We start from the raw sequence: 13,905 nt of genomic DNA on the forward strand, positions 1-13,905 counted from the left end.
CCCCCTTCCCCGGCAACCCCCACCGGACCGCCGGACGCCGACGAGCGAGGAGGGGACGGGCCGGGGTGCCCCCGCAGAAATACGTTGACGGCCGGGTGCCGGATTCGCGAAGGCCAGGTGGTACGGATTTCGAGGAGGTGCCCCGGACCGGCACCGACCAGGCACAGGCGGCACCCGCAGACGACAAAGCACCCGCACGGGTGGGCGGGTGGGCGGGAAAGACAGACCGCGCAGCGGCGAGCCCTCAGAAGAGCGGCGGCGGGGCTTGCTTGGCCGGCGCGGTGACGGCCGTCGGGACGTCCGTTGGCGCGCCGTGCGGCGCGCGCAGCAGGGGCCAGCCCTGGGCGAGCCGGGTGTCGAGCAGCAGAAGGCGGCCCGAGTCTTCCGCCCCCTCCGGCTCCGAGACCCGCACGTAGACGTCGTAACCGGCCGCCGCCCTGGCCGTCCCGGTCACCGTGCTGCCCGGCGGCAGCGCGGTGATGCGGGCTGCCGGAGGCGGGAGTTGACCGGGGGAGAGGCCGAACAGGACGGCGTGGTCGACGACTTCGCAGGGCCGAGCCCGCAAGGTGTCGGGCAGCAGGCCGGCCACCGAGGCGTGCAGGCCGCGCAGTTCGGCCGCGCGGGCCTCCGCGTCGGGCAGCGCGTGGCGGGCGGCGCGCTTGGCCGGAGCGGAGACGCGGTCGGGGACGCCGAGGGCCGCGCCCAGGATCGCCTCGGTACGGCGGGCCGTCATCAGGGGCCCCTCGCCGAGGAAGGTGAAGCAGACGGCGGCCTGCTCCCGCAGCCTGGCCGCGCCGCGTTCGGCCGCCGTGATGCCCACCTTGAGCAGTCCGGGGCCGAACCAGGCCAGATAGACGGCGTACGGCCGCGGATCGTCCGCCTTGGTGTCGGCCGCCACCGAATACGAACGGTCCAGCGCGGCGCACCGCTCGCACTGGTCGCGCCGTACGTCGGGAGGCAGCCGCGCGCCGTAAGGACACGTCACGTACCGGCCGCCGCGCCACACCCCCGCGCAGGTGCGTACCGCGTCCGCGCCGACGGCCAGGGACAGCGGTCCGCCGAGCCGCAGCGGGCTCGACCGGCCGCGGTGCACCGGATGCCACCACGTCCACTCGGGACCGCCCTGACCCCAGCCCAGTCCCGTGCAGCGCCACATGTCCCCGACCCTAGGGCAGGGGTACGACAGCGCCCGCCCTCGACCGCCGGCGCCGGTGCCCGCACCGCCGGGAGCAGTGCCGGGACCGCCGCGTACTCCGCGAGTGGTAGCGCGGGTGCCGCTGGCCGTACGACGACGGGCGGCCCGTGGAGGACGAGGCTCGGTGGTGTCGGAAGAAGCCTCCCGACCCGGCATCCACCGAGGAGTTGACGAGCGATGAACACCCTGGCTTGGCATGATGGCGGGCCTGGCCCGTGGATTCTGTTCCTGCCACTGATCTGGGCGGCCGCGGTCGTCACCGTGATCACCGTGCTGCGCCGCACCGTCTGGCGCGGACGCGGGCGCGGCGGCCCCTGGCGCACAGCGCCGTGGCGGTCGGAGGCGGTCAGCGAGGCCGCGGAGAACTCGCCGGTCACCCTGCTCGGCCGCCGCTTCGCCGCGGGCGAGATCGACGAGGACGAGTACTGGCGCCGACTGTCGGTCCTGGACGAGCGCTTCGGCCGTGACCTGCGCGAGGGCAAGGGCGGTACGGCGTGAGCGCGCTGCCCAGCGGCCCGCGCGACGGGCGGCCCGGCTGGACGTCCTGCGGGCCGTCACCACCGAGTGAGCCAGCGGGGCACGGCGGCCCGGCACGACAGCGAGACACGACAGCGGGACACGACAGCAGGGCACGGGAGGAGCGCGCGCACAGACGGACCGGCCGTCGTATCCGCACGGGGGGATACGACGGCCGGTTCCGTGGCCTCGCGGATCGCCGCGCAGGCACCGTACGGATCGCCGTGACGGGCGGCCTGCGCACCGGGTCGGTCAGGCGACCGGTACGGCGATACTGGCGGCGACGGCGGCGATGCGCTCACGCGGGGGCTCGAAGGCCACAGCGGCACGCAGCGGGACCAGCGACGGCCGCGGCATCGGTGTGCGGAGCACGAACCACACGACCTTGCCGCCGTCCTCGGGCAGCAGATCGGTGCCCCAGCTGTCGCTCACCGCCTCCACCATGGCCAGCCCGCGACCGGCGGTCGCCAGCGGCTCCGCGGCGGCCGGTGCCAGCTTCGGCAGCCTCGGGTCGTTGTCGGTGACGGCCACCGTGAGGCGGTCGGACGCGTGCGACAGACGCACCGAGCAGTGCTTGTCGGGCTTGGCGTGGCGGTGGACGTTCGCGAGCAGTTCGCTGATGCCGAGCGACGCCGCGTCGATCAGCGGGTCGAGACGCCAGTAGCGAAGCTGGGCGGACACGATGCGCCGGATCTGCTGGATCCGGTACGGATGCGCGTCGAGTTCGAGCGCACACTCTCTGTCGGTTTGGTCGGCTTGCATGATCACGGCTGCGACTCCCTCCGCGGCGGGGGCCGGAACACCGCGGGGCGGGTCCGGGACGTACGCCGCTCCGATGGGAACACCTGAGCGAAAATGCGTAGAGTGACTGCTACAGCACTCCGTGATGCGATTTCAGAGTCTCCCCAGGTGGCCGAATCCGCAACTTCCGGGACCGTCGCCCGCCTGCGCAAAGGCCGACGGGCCAGTGCTGGACCGCTTTCCGGTGGTTTAGACGCTTATGATCCACGGCATGGACGCGAACGATTCGGACGAGACCGGCGAGCGATCGGACGGGGCGAGCGGCGCGGGAAGAACCGCCGAGGGGGCCGGAGCGGCGGGGGCGACCGGAGCGGCCGGGGCGGGTGACCGGGCGGGCGGCCGTACCGGCACGGTGGACGTCGACCGCACCGACATCGGCTACCGCGCCTGGCTGAAGGAAGCCGTCCGCAAGGTCCAGGCCGACGCCAACCGGTCCGCCGACACCCACCTGCTGCGCTTCCCGCTGCCCGAGTCGTGGGGCATCGACCTCTACCTCAAGAACGAGTCCACCCACCCGACCGGCTCGCTCAAGCACCGTCTCGCCCGCTCGCTCTTCCTCTACGGGCTGTGCAACGGCTGGATCCGCCCCGGCAAGCCGGTCATCGAGGCGTCCAGCGGCTCAACCGCCGTGTCCGAGGCCTATTTCGCGGGTCTCATCGGCGTGCCCTTCGTCGCGGTCCTCCCGCGCACCACCGCGCACGAGAAGCAGCGGCTGATCGAATTCCACGGCGGCCGGTGTCATCTCGTGGACGACCCGCGCACGGTCTACGAGGTCTCCGCACGGCTCGCGGCCGAGACCGGCGGGCACTACATGGACCAGTTCACGTACGCCGAGCGCGCCACCGACTGGCGCGGCAACAACAACATCGCCGAGTCGATGTTCCAGCAGCTCCGCCGTGAGCGGTACCCGGACCCGGCCTGGATCGTCGCCACCGCGGGGACCGGCGGCACCTCGGCGACCATCGCCCGCTATGTGCACTACATGCAGCACGACACGCGGATCTGTGTCGCCGACCCGGAGAACTCCTGCTTCTTCGACGGCTGGCTGACCGGTGACAAGTCCGTTTCCTGCGACCGGGGTTCACGGATCGAGGGGATCGGGCGGCCGCGCATGGAGCCGAGCTTCGTGCCCGGCGCGATCGACCGCATGATGAAGGTCCCCGACGCCGCCTCGGTCGCGGCCGTACGCGCCCTCGACACGGCCATCGGCCGCAAGGCGGGCGGTTCCACCGGCACCGGGCTGTGGAGCGCCTTCAAGATCATCGCCGAGATGGTCGCGGAGGGGCGCACCGGCAGCGTCGTCACCCTGATCTGCGATCCGGGCGACCGCTACCTCGACAAGTATTACTCTGACGCCTGGCTCGCGGCGCAGGGCCTGGACATCGCGCCGTACGCGGCGGCGATCGACGCCTTTCTGGCGGACGGCAGTCGGCCGGATTGACGCCACGTCAGATACGAGGTCGGCGCGCGGTCCGGCGCCGGACCCAGTGCCTGATCAGATCGCCGCCAGCGCGTCGATCTCCACCCGGAACGCGGGGTTGACCAGCCCGGCGACCCGTACCAGGGAACACGCGGGGAGCCTCTGCGGGGCCAGGAATTCGTCCCGCACCCGCCGGAAGGCGGCGAGATCGGCGAGATCGGTGAGGAAGACGGTGAGCTTCACGATCCGGTCCGGCGTCGCGCCCGCGGCGGCCAGCGCCGCGACGAGATTGACGAACACCTGCCGGATCTGGGCCTCCGCGTCGTCCTCGCCGACCAGCGTGCCGTCCGCGTCGAGCGGCACCTGACCCGACACCGCGACCATGCGCCCGGTGAACGCCACCGCGTGGCTGTACCCGTTGACCGGCGGCAGCCCCTCCGGCCGCTCGTAGTGCGCGATGCCCGACTGATCCTTGTCACCCATGACCGGCATGGTGGCACAGCCGGGTGCCGGTCCCCGCACCCGCACCCGCCGCGACCTCGCGGAACGCACAGCGGACGCGGATAAACGGACCCGGATGTGACGAAACTCTGACGGAGTGCCGCCGACCCTGGCCAGCGGGCCTCCGGCGTGCTCGAATCGAGGAATGGAAGACAGCACGTCCCACCCGGTGAGGTCACCGGAACCGCTTCCGCCGTCGGCAGTCCCGCACACCCCGAAATCGCCGGACACCCCCAGAACGCCGGACACCCCCCAACCGCGGGACACCCCGGACTCGCAGGACGCTCAGGACTCCCCGGAAGGCGCGGAATCGGAAGGGCGCGGCACCCCCGTGGGTCGCCGAGTCATCCTCGGCATGCTGGGACTCGGCGCCGTCGGCGTCGGCGTGGGCAGCGCCGTCCAGGGCAAGCTCGACACGATCCTGGCGTCGGTCAGCGCCAAGGACCCCACCGGGGTGACCGGACTGCTGCCCGGCGGCGGCGGTTTCCGCTTCTACTCGGTGTCCAACTCCATCCCGCACCGGGGCGAGAACGACTACCGGCTGACCGTCGGCGGCCTCGTCGACAAGCCCGCCTCGTACCGCCTCGCCGATCTGCGGGCGCTGCCGCAGGTGCGGATGGTGCACGACGTGCAGTGCGTCACCGGCTGGCGGGTGCCGAGCACCGCATTCTCCGGGGTGCGGCTGTCCACCCTGCTCGACGCGGCGGGCGTCCAGGCCAAGGGCGGGGCGATCCGCTTCAACTGCTTCGACGGCGTCTACACCGAGAGCCTCACCATGGAGCAGGCCAGGCGGCCCGACATGCTGGTGGCGCTCACCATGAACGACAAGCCCGTCACCGACGCGCACGGCGGACCCGTACGGCTCTACGCCGCGCCCATGTACTTCTACAAGTCCGCCAAGTGGCTGTCCGGAATCACGGTCACCAAGGACGTCCAACCCGGCTACTGGGAGCACTACGGCTATGACGTGGACGGATGGGTCGGCACGTCGAACGGCCGCCATGATGACCCGACTACGTGAGGCACGGGCCGTCACCGGGCTGCGCCGCTTCACCCGCGCCGAGACCTGGGTGCACCGCTCACTGGCCTGGCTGATGGGCGTGTGCGTGTTCACCGCCGCCTGTCTGTACTTCCCGCCGCTGTCGGAGATCGTCGGCCGCAGACGGCTGGTCGTCACCGTCCACGAGTGGTCCGGCATCCTGCTCCCGGTACCGGTGATCCTGGGACTGGCCTCGCGAGCCTTCCGCCGGGACGCGAGCGGGCTCGGCCGGTTCTTCCCGCACGACTGGCGCTGGCTGCGCGCCGCGCTGCGCACCCGCAGGCGCGAGCCGAGCCTGGCGGGCAAGTTCAACGCGGGCCAGAAGCTCTTCGCCGCCTTCAGCGTCGGCGCGGTGCTGGTGATGATCGGCAGCGGGCTGATCATGTGGTTCCCCCGGATGTCCCCGCTGCTCTACCGCACCGGCGCCACCTTCGTGCACGACTGGCTGGCGCTCCTGCTGGCCGCCGGGATCACCGGACACGTCTGGTTCGCCAGCAAGGACCCCGAGGCGCGGCGCGGCCTGCGCACCGGCTACGTACCGCGCTGGTGGATCAAGGAGGAACACCCGCTGTGGCAGCCGGAATCCCCGACCGAGGGTGACGGGGAGGGGAGCGGCGGCGGCCGTGCTCCGGGGAGGACGGGGAAGTCGGGGTAGACCACGGCGCGCGGGCCGCGCTGAACTCCGGTGCGCCCGCGGCCGGTTCGCGGTCGCACGTACCTTTCGCGGCAGTTCTGTTACGGGCCGGACACCGGGCGGTCGCTCCGGGGCCACCGGGGTTTCGCGGGACGCGCCTAGCGTCGCCGCATGACGACGTCTCAGGTGACGCGGCCCCCGGCGGGCGACCCGCCGGCGGTGGTGGCCGTAACGGTCAGGCAACCGGAGACGATACGCGCGCCGCGGCGCGGCCTTCGACGGGGGAAGGCCGGGCCGCGGCGGCTCGGTACCAGGGCCGTGACGGCGCTGGCGCTGCTGGCCGCGCTGTGCGCCGTCGCGGTCGCCGGGGCGATCGGCGTACGGTCCGACACCGCGGGGCTGCGGGACGCGGTGACCCAACGGGCCGCCGTGGCGGGTCAGTTGCGCTTCGCCCTGGCCGACCTGGACGCCCAGCGGGCCGACACCCTCGCACCGGGCAGATCCGCCACCGACGCACAGGTCGAGGTCGGCAACCAGCTCATCGCGCTGATCACCGCGCAGCAGCGGCGCGCCGAGATCAGTGACCTGCTGCGGCAGCTCGCCGCCGACCGCTCGCAGAGCGTCCGGGTGCGGGACCTGCTCGACGGGCTCGGCCGTTACGACGACCTCAGCGGCCGGGCCGCCTACGTGGACGAGCAGCAGCCCGACCGCACCGCGGGCCACCCGCCGCCGCGCGCCGTGGCGATGAACGTCCAGGCCGGGCAGATCATGCACGACCAGCTCCTGCCCGAGGCCACGGAGCTGTCCGCCGGGTACGAGGCGAAGGCGGCGCAGTTGGAGTCCGCGGCCCACTCGGCCGCGCTGCGCTGGGCCCTGGTCATCGGTGCCGTCGGCCTGCTGACGCTCGGCTTCCTCCTGTGGTGGCAGTGGGAACTGGCCACCGACTACCGGCGGTTGTTCAGCCCGGCGCTGGTCGCGGCCACCGTCGCCGCGCTGCTCGTCACCCTCGTGGGCACTCTCGCCCTCACCTCGTCCGCCGACGCCGTGACCGCGGCCGGCCGCGAAGGGCTGCGCCCCTGGTCCCGACTGGCCGAGGCCCGCGCCACCGCCGCGCAGGCCGCCGCGAGCGAGAGCCGCTGGTTCGTCCACGACGCCGCCTACGGGGTCGCCGACCAGCGGCAGTTCGACGGTCTGGTCAAGCGACTCGACGCACTGCTCAGCCCCGACGGATACGCCACCGCGGCCGAACGCGCCGCGTACGAGGACGTTCTCACCCGCTACGGCCACTTCCTCGCCGACGACAAGCGGCTGCGGTCACTGAAGTCGCGGGGCAGGACGGACGAGGCCGCGGTTGTCCTGACCAATGTCGGACGCGGTGACGTGGCCTTCGACTTCTGGGACTTCGCCACCACCCTGGACGCCCTCGCGGGCCGTCAGCTCGACGACTTCGACACGCACGCGAGGGCCGCCCACGACGATCTGGCGGGCTGGCCCCAGATCCCGGCGGGCGCGCTCGGCGCGGCCGGTCTGCTGGTGCTCCTCGCCGTGCGCGCACGCTTCGCCGAATACCGCTGAGCCGCTGGACGAACTGAGCCGAGGCCCTGGGCGGCCTGGGCCGAGGCCCTGGGCGGCCTGGGCCGAGGCCCTGGGCGGCCTGGGCCGAGGCCCTGGACGACCGGAGCCGAAGCCCTGTACGACCGGAGCCGAAGCCCTGTACGAACTGAGCCGAAGCCCTGAACACCCTTAGCCGGGCGGTCAGTTGTCGGCCGCGCCCGTCGAGCCCTCCGGCTCCTCGGCGACCATCAGCTCCGACAGGTGCTCGGCGATCTCCGCGCGCAGCACCTCGGGAATGCCCGCGTCCGTCACGAGAGTGTCCACGTCCTCCAGCGAGGCGAAGGAACTCAGGCCCACCGTGCCCCACTTGGTGTGGTCGGCGATCACCACGACGCGGCGGGCGGACCGTACGAACTGCCGGTTGGTCTCGGCCTCCGCGAGGTTCGGCGTCGACAGGCCCGCCTCCACGGAGATGCCGTGCACGCCGAGGAAGAGCAGGTCGAAGTGGAGGGACTGGATCGCCCGGTCCGCGACAGGGCCGACCAGCGTCTCCGACGGGGTGCGCACACCACCGGTGATCACCACGGTCGCGCTCGCCTCGCCGCTGTGGGCGCCGGTCCGCCGCTGCCCCGACTGGAAGACGTCCGCGACCCGCACCGAGTTGGTGACCACGGTCAGATCCGGCACGTCCAGCAGATGGTGGGCCAGCGCGAAGGTGGTCGTGCCGCCCGCGAGCGCGATGGCGCTGCCCGGCGTGACCAGGGTCGCCGCCGCCCGCGCGATGGCCTCCTTCGCGCCCAGCTCAAGCGCCGACTTCGCCTCGAAGCCCGGCTCGTGGCTGCTGGCCTCGACGACCGGCACCGCGCCGCCGTGCACCTTCTCCACGACACCCTGCCGGGCCAGCGCGTCGAGATCGCGCCGCACCGTCATGTCGGAGACGTTCAGCCGCCGCGTCAGCTCGTTGACCCGGACACCGCCGCGCCGCCGCACCTCGTCGAGGATCAGGGCCCGCCGCTGCTCCGCGAGCAGGTTCTGGTTGTCGCTCACCCGTGACCCCGTCCCGTCCGTCTCGTTGTCCGCGATGCCGTCCACCGACGTGCTGCGGTCATCTTTCCATGAGCGGCGACATCGCGTGTACGTCAGGTGACCGGACCGGTACGACTTCCGACCATCGACATCACGATTACGGCACGGCTGCCGGGCCTGACGGCTGCCCGCGGGCCGGGCGGGCACCACCGGAGGGAACAGCGAGGGACGGGGGACGCAGTGTCACCACGAACGGGAGCGGGAGCGGGAGGCGGAACGGACGCGCGGGCGGCGGAAGCGGAGGCGAGAGCCGAAGCGGAACCCGAGGCGAACACCGGACCCGAAGGCGGTACGTGCGAGACGCTCGCGCTGGAACTCCTCGTCCACGGAGTCGGCGGCACCACCCCCGCCCTCATGCTCGACGACTCCCGCATCGTCTGCGTCGCGGGCGACGACATCGCCGGGATACACCGCCGCGTCCGCGACGCCGACGCCGAGGAGCACCCCGAGGAACACCGCGACGGCCCGGTGGCCGAGGCGTACTGCTGGTCCAACCTCACCTCGGGCAACGGCAGCCGCGCGCTGTGGCTGCTGCTCCTGCCGTTCATGATCGCCAACCTGGCGCACTGGATGCGCCCGCCGTCCACCCGGCACCGGCTGCGCCGCGGCTACGACGTCCTCGTCCGGCTGATCGCGCTGACCCTCACCGTGCTGCTGGTCGCCGCCGCCTGCGAAGTCGCCCTCGACATCGTCGCGTGGCAGTGCGCGGGCCGGGCCGCCTGCGCCCGCGACAAGGCGTGGCTCGGCTTCGCGGCCGTCGAGCGCGGAGGCTGGTGGAGCGAGCCCGGCCGCCGCCTCGCCCTGGCCGCCACCGCACCGCTCGCCCTGACCTGCCTGCTGTGGTGGCTGTCCCACCGCACCTGGTACGCGTACGAGTCGCAGCGCCCGAACGACCGGCAGGCCCCGCCGCCCGGCTCCGGCACCCCCGCCCTCGCGCTGCCCGGCTCCGGCACCCCCGCCCTCGCGCTGCCCGGCTTCTGGTACGGCCGCCGGTCCGTCGCCCGGCTGCGCACCGCCCACACCGCCGCCGGCCTGCTCACCGTCGCCGCCGCCCTGTGCGTCCCGGCCCTGCGCTACGACCACGGCGACGGCGGGCGGGCGCTCCCGGCGGTCGGCTGGACGCTCGCCGGGCTGCTCGCTGTCCTCGGCACGGCGGCCGTCGTCGCCGCGTGCCGGGCCCGCCGTACCGAGAACGACGTGGACGACACCACCGACCGGCTCACCACGCGGGTCCTGCTCAACGGCACGGCGGCGGCACTGACCGCGGCCGTCGTCTACGGCGCCTGGCACCGGCCGGGCTGGACCTCCGCCGGACGGCTGCCCGCCGCCCAGACGTTCACCGTGCTCACCGTGCTCCAGGGCGCGCTGATCGCCGCGCTCGCGGTGACGGCGCTGCTCCTGCACCGCTCGCCTCCGCCGGAGTACGCGCCGACGTCCGCGACCCCTCGCGGGTCCGCCGACGCGCCCGACGATTCACCTGACGACGCCCCCGACGGCCTGCCCGCCGACCGCGGGGTCGCGCTGCGCGGGCTCGCCGGGCCCGCCGTCGCGCTGCTGGCCTGCGCGATGGGCGGAGTGCTGACCGGCGGGGTGGCGCAGCGGTGCGCGGACTGGCTGGACCGGGGTCCGACGCCCGGCGAGAAGGGCAGCTCGCTGGCCGGGCCGCCCGCCGTGCTGACCTGGGAGGCGTCCGTGATCCCCGCCGTCCTCGCGGTGCTCCTGCTGTGCGCCGCCGCGGTGATGTGGCGGCTGCGGCGCCGGGAGCGGGAGCTGCGCGCGGAGGTCGAGCGGATGTACCCGGAAGAGCCGCACCACAGGACCAGGACCCGGCAGATCGCCGGGACCCTCGCCCGCGCCGGGCTGACCGACAGCGCGCCGACGCTGATCGCCGTGGTGTGTGCGGCGTCGTTCGCCCTGGGCGCCGGGGCTCTCGTGGGCGCCCTGGGCTCGGGCCGCACACCGGGGGAGACCGCCGCCGGGGCGCCGGGCGTCCTCGACGCGGTCGCCGGCACCGCGCAGGCGCTCGGCTCCTGGATGGTCGGCGCCGGAGTGGTGGCGCTGATCGCGCTGGGACGGCGGGCGTACCGCGACGCCTCCGCGCGCCGCACGGTCGGCATCCTGTGGGACGTCGGCACCTTCTGGCCGCGCGCCGCGCACCCCTTCGCGCCGCCCTGCTACGCCGAGCGCGCGGTGCCCGACCTGAGCTGGCGGATCCAGACCTGGACGCGGCGCACCGGCGGCCGGATCATCCTGTCCGGCCACTCGCAGGGCAGCGTCCTGGCCGCCGCCGCGGTCTGGCAGCTCGACCCGGCCACCCGCGCCCGCGTCGCCCTGCTCACCTACGGCTGTCCGCTGGCCCGGCTCTACGGCCGCTGGTTCCCCGCCCACTTCGGACCCGATCGGCTGCGCGCACTGCACGACGACATGCACGCCTGGCGCAATCTGTGGCGCCGCACCGACCCGATCGGCGGCCCCGTCCACCTCGGCGCCCGCTCCAACGCACCGGAGGAGCACGGCAGTTCGGCCGCGCCGTACGTCGACCGGGGTCCGCTGCTCGACCCCGTCGCGTACGGCCGCAGTCTGTACCACCCGCTGCCGGAACCAGTGCTCGGGCACTCGGACTTCCAGGCCGACCCGGCCTTCGCCGAGGAACGCACGGCGCTGCTCGCCGAGTTGGCGCGGTCAAGGCCGGAGCGGGCCGTACGGTCCGCCCCGGCGCCGACCGCGCTGCCCGCTCAGGGCAGCTCCGGCAGATCCTCCGGGTAGAGCAACTGGAGCTCCTCGTGCGTGGGTTCCTCGACCTGCGCCAGCCGTCCCGCGTGCCGCTCGACCATCGCCTCGAACGTCTGCCGGGCCGCGCGGCCGTTGCCGAACCCCGGACCCTTCGGGATCGCGGTGAAGTACTTGAGCAGCGCCTCGCCCGCGTCGTCCGCGAGTTGGTACTCCTGCTCCAGGACCTGCGACTCCACGATCCGCAGCAGCTCCTCCGCGGTGTAGTCGCCGAAGGTGATGGTCCGTGAGAAACGCGACGCCACACCGGGGTTGGAGGCGAGGAAGCGCTCCATCTCCGCGGTGTACCCGGCGACGATCACCACCACCGCGTCCCGGTGGTCCTCCATCAGCTTCACCAGCGTGTCGATCGCCTCGCGTCCGAAGTCCCGCCCGGAGTCCTCGGGGGCCAGCGCGTACGCCTCGTCGATGAACAGCACACCGCCGCGGGCCCGTTCGAACGCCTCCTGGGTACGGATCGCCGTCGACCCGATGTGCTCGCCCACCAGGTCCACCCGCGCCACCTCGACGAGATGGCCGCGCTGGAGCACACCGAGCGACGCCAGGATCTCCCCGTACAGCCGGGCCACCGTGGTCTTGCCGGTGCCGGGGGAGCCGGTGAAGACCAGGTGGCGGCGGAGCGAGGGCGCCTTCAGCCCGGCCTCCTGGCGGCGGCGGCCGACCGCGATCAGGTCGATCAGCGTGCGCACCTCGCGCTTGACGCTGTCCAGGCCGACCAGCGCGTCCAGGTCGCCGAGCACGTCGTCGCTGTCCCGCGCGACCTGCTCGGGCGGCGCGGTCTCGGCCACCGGACGCTGCTCCGGAACACCGCCGAGCAGCCCGTACGACTGTGTCGCCGCGGCCTGCTGCACGGTCGCGGCGCCCGAGGGCACCGGCACCGGATCGGCCTCCGTCGCCGCCCGGTCGCTGGTGCAGTCCTCGGTGACCGGGCCCGGCTCGGCGAATTCGTAACCGCCGCGCGCACAGCGCTCGGTACGGCAGCGGGTCAGCGTGGACCGGCAGCCGTCGATGATGTGGAAGCCGTAGCCGCGGCTGCCGGTGACCCGGACGGCGGTGAAGGTGCCGCGGCCCTCGGCCGAGACGTAGATGCCGGACTCGGCCGCGTTGGTGACCGTGCAGCGGTCGAGCGCCGGGTCGGCGCCCTTGGTGACGATCACCCCGGTCGCGGTGTCGTCGATGGTGACCTGCGCGAGGGTGCCGCCGCTGCCGTGGTCGCGGAACCAGGCGCCGGTGGCGGCCTCCCGGATCCGGCAGTCGTCGAGCTGGACGTTCGCACCGTCGCTCACCGACACCGCGGTGTTGCGGATCTGCGAGAAGTCGGTGTCCACGACATCGGCGCGCGAGCCCCGGTCCAGGACGAAGAGCGCGTCCGGCACGTCGTGGACCCGGCAGGAATCCAGTATGGCCACGGCGCCGTCGCTCACCCAGACCGCCGGATAGTCGCCCGTACTGTCGTGGATCTCGCACTGGTTGGCGTCCACGCGGGTGCCCGGGTCCCACACCGACAGGCCGTTGCGGCCGAAGCGGCGGACCTGGCAGCGGGTCAGCGTCAGCACCGAACGCGCCCGCAGGTCGACCGCGTTCTCCGGGATGTCGTGGATGTCGCAGTCCGCCATCGCCAGCACCCCGTCGGTGTCCAGCGAGATGCCGTCGCCGGTCGTGCGGTGCACCTGGCAGTCGGTGAAGTGCGCGGAGGCGCGCGCGGAGACCTGCACACCGCTGCCGCGGATCTCGTAGACCTCGCAGCCCACCGCCTCCAGGGCGCTGCCCTCGCCGGTCACCGACAGGCCGGAGCCCGAGGTGTTGTGCACCCGGCAGCGCTCCAGGCGCGGCGCGGCCCCGCCGCGTACGGCGATCCCGCTCTGGCCCGCGGCGACCACCTCGCACTCCTCGAACAGCCCGCCCGCGGCGTCCAGCACGCTGATCCCGAGGCCGCCCGGATTGTCCACCGTGCACTGCCGCACCGTGGGCCGGGCGCCGTCGCGCACCTCAAGGCCCACGGCGGAACGGGTGTTGATCCGCAGGCCCGTCAGCTCGGGCGCGCACGCCTCGACGAGCAGCGCGGCGGCCGAGATGTCCTGGCCCTCGACCACGAGGTCCTGGACGGTCGCGGCGGCCCGTACGGTCAGCGCCACGCCCGAGGCCGGGGCGATCCGTACCGTCCCGGCGCCGTCGGCGCAGCGCAGTGTCACCGCGCGGTCCAGCACCAGATTCTCCCGGTAGGTGCCTGAACTCACCGAGAGGATGTCACCGTCCGCCGCCGCTTCGACCGCGGCGGCCAGGGACTCGTACTCGCCCGTGCGGCGGCGCCACCGCGAGCTGTTCGGATTGGTCACCTGGACCACGCCATGTGCCATCGGGCTGCTGTG

The 13,905-nt window shown here is 73.5% G+C and carries 11 protein-coding genes; 6 read left to right on the forward strand and 5 right to left on the reverse strand.

Features of this window, described 5'->3' with window-relative positions:
• Positions 1-244: 244 nt before the first annotated feature.
• Entirely contained in the window at positions 245-1,156 is a 912-nt protein-coding gene (locus ACIO6U_RS32835) for a DUF2797 domain-containing protein (protein ID WP_401724670.1), read from the reverse strand.
• A 216-nt stretch (positions 1,157-1,372) separates the two neighbouring features.
• On the opposite strand from ACIO6U_RS32835, the gene ACIO6U_RS32840 reads away from it, so the two are divergent.
• On the forward strand, positions 1,373-1,693 hold the full coding sequence (locus tag ACIO6U_RS32840) for an SHOCT domain-containing protein (RefSeq protein ID WP_401724673.1): 321 nt from the start codon (positions 1,373-1,375) through the stop codon (positions 1,691-1,693).
• A gap of 270 nt (positions 1,694-1,963) precedes the next feature.
• Here the strand turns inward: ACIO6U_RS32840 and ACIO6U_RS32845 are convergent, their stop codons facing one another.
• Positions 1,964-2,473: an ATP-binding protein gene (locus ACIO6U_RS32845; protein WP_391050183.1), complete on the reverse strand. Its 510-nt coding sequence runs from the start codon at positions 2,471-2,473 to the stop codon at positions 1,964-1,966.
• Positions 2,474-2,723: 250 nt separating this feature from the next.
• Here ACIO6U_RS32845 and ACIO6U_RS32850 point away from each other — a divergent pair, with 250 nt between their 5' ends.
• A complete protein-coding gene (locus tag ACIO6U_RS32850; RefSeq protein WP_401724676.1) occupies positions 2,724-3,953 on the forward strand; it encodes a PLP-dependent cysteine synthase family protein in 1,230 nt (409 codons plus the stop codon).
• Positions 3,954-4,007: 54 nt separating this feature from the next.
• Here ACIO6U_RS32850 and ACIO6U_RS32855 read toward each other — a convergent pair whose 3' ends face one another.
• Positions 4,008-4,415, reverse strand: coding sequence for a RidA family protein (locus ACIO6U_RS32855; protein ID WP_401724679.1), 408 nt, complete (start codon positions 4,413-4,415; stop codon positions 4,008-4,010).
• Between the two features lie 349 nt (positions 4,416-4,764).
• On the opposite strand from ACIO6U_RS32855, the gene ACIO6U_RS32860 reads away from it, so the two are divergent.
• The 3 genes from ACIO6U_RS32860 to ACIO6U_RS32870 all read left to right on the forward strand — a co-directional run bounded on the left by ACIO6U_RS32860 (position 4,765) and on the right by ACIO6U_RS32870 (position 7,681).
• Entirely contained in the window at positions 4,765-5,454 is a 690-nt protein-coding gene (locus tag ACIO6U_RS32860) for a molybdopterin-dependent oxidoreductase (RefSeq protein ID WP_391164131.1), read from the forward strand.
• Entirely contained in the window at positions 5,435-6,127 is a 693-nt protein-coding gene (locus tag ACIO6U_RS32865) for a cytochrome b/b6 domain-containing protein (RefSeq protein WP_401313980.1), read from the forward strand. Before ACIO6U_RS32860 ends, ACIO6U_RS32865 begins: the two co-directional genes overlap by 20 nt.
• Before the next feature lie 150 nt (positions 6,128-6,277).
• Positions 6,278-7,681 carry a hypothetical protein gene (locus ACIO6U_RS32870; RefSeq protein WP_401724683.1) on the forward strand — a complete coding sequence of 468 codons (1,404 nt, stop codon included), beginning with the start codon at positions 6,278-6,280 and terminating at the stop codon, positions 7,679-7,681.
• Between the two features lie 180 nt (positions 7,682-7,861).
• On the opposite strand, the gene ACIO6U_RS32875 is transcribed toward ACIO6U_RS32870, so the two are convergent.
• Positions 7,862-8,707, reverse strand: a complete 846-nt coding sequence (locus tag ACIO6U_RS32875) for a DeoR/GlpR family DNA-binding transcription regulator (RefSeq protein ID WP_188286022.1) — start codon at positions 8,705-8,707, stop codon at positions 7,862-7,864.
• 348 nt (positions 8,708-9,055) lie between these two features.
• Between ACIO6U_RS32875 and ACIO6U_RS32880 the strand changes: the two genes are divergently transcribed.
• Positions 9,056-11,512: a hypothetical protein gene (locus ACIO6U_RS32880; RefSeq protein WP_401724824.1), complete on the forward strand. Its 2,457-nt coding sequence runs from the start codon at positions 9,056-9,058 to the stop codon at positions 11,510-11,512.
• Here the strand turns inward: ACIO6U_RS32880 and ACIO6U_RS32885 are convergent.
• Positions 11,482-13,893 carry a right-handed parallel beta-helix repeat-containing protein gene (locus ACIO6U_RS32885; RefSeq protein ID WP_355343896.1) on the reverse strand — a complete coding sequence of 804 codons (2,412 nt, stop codon included), beginning with the start codon at positions 13,891-13,893 and terminating at the stop codon, positions 11,482-11,484. The genes ACIO6U_RS32880 and ACIO6U_RS32885 overlap by 31 nt on opposite strands.
• Positions 13,894-13,905 lie beyond the last annotated feature (12 nt).

Source organism: Streptomyces sp. NPDC087422 (assembly GCF_044744145.1).
Classification (GTDB): Bacteria; Actinomycetota; Actinomycetes; order Streptomycetales; family Streptomycetaceae; genus Actinacidiphila.

Bases quoted from the DNA above. Each gene is read 5' to 3' on its own strand.
- ACIO6U_RS32835 (WP_401724670.1), bottom strand. From the start codon at position 1,156: ATGTGGCGCTGCACGGGACTGGGCTGGGGTCAGGGCGGTCCCGAGTGG.
- ACIO6U_RS32840 (WP_401724673.1), top strand. From the start codon at position 1,373: ATGAACACCCTGGCTTGGCATGATGGCGGGCCTGGCCCGTGGATTCTG.
- ACIO6U_RS32845 (WP_391050183.1), bottom strand. From the start codon at position 2,473: ATGCAAGCCGACCAAACCGACAGAGAGTGTGCGCTCGAACTCGACGCG.
- ACIO6U_RS32850 (WP_401724676.1), top strand. From the start codon at position 2,724: ATGGACGCGAACGATTCGGACGAGACCGGCGAGCGATCGGACGGGGCG.
- ACIO6U_RS32855 (WP_401724679.1), bottom strand. From the start codon at position 4,415: ATGGGTGACAAGGATCAGTCGGGCATCGCGCACTACGAGCGGCCGGAG.
- ACIO6U_RS32865 (WP_401313980.1), top strand. From the start codon at position 5,435: ATGATGACCCGACTACGTGAGGCACGGGCCGTCACCGGGCTGCGCCGC.
- ACIO6U_RS32870 (WP_401724683.1), top strand. From the start codon at position 6,278: ATGACGACGTCTCAGGTGACGCGGCCCCCGGCGGGCGACCCGCCGGCG.
- ACIO6U_RS32885 (WP_355343896.1), bottom strand. From the start codon at position 13,893: ATGGCACATGGCGTGGTCCAGGTGACCAATCCGAACAGCTCGCGGTGG.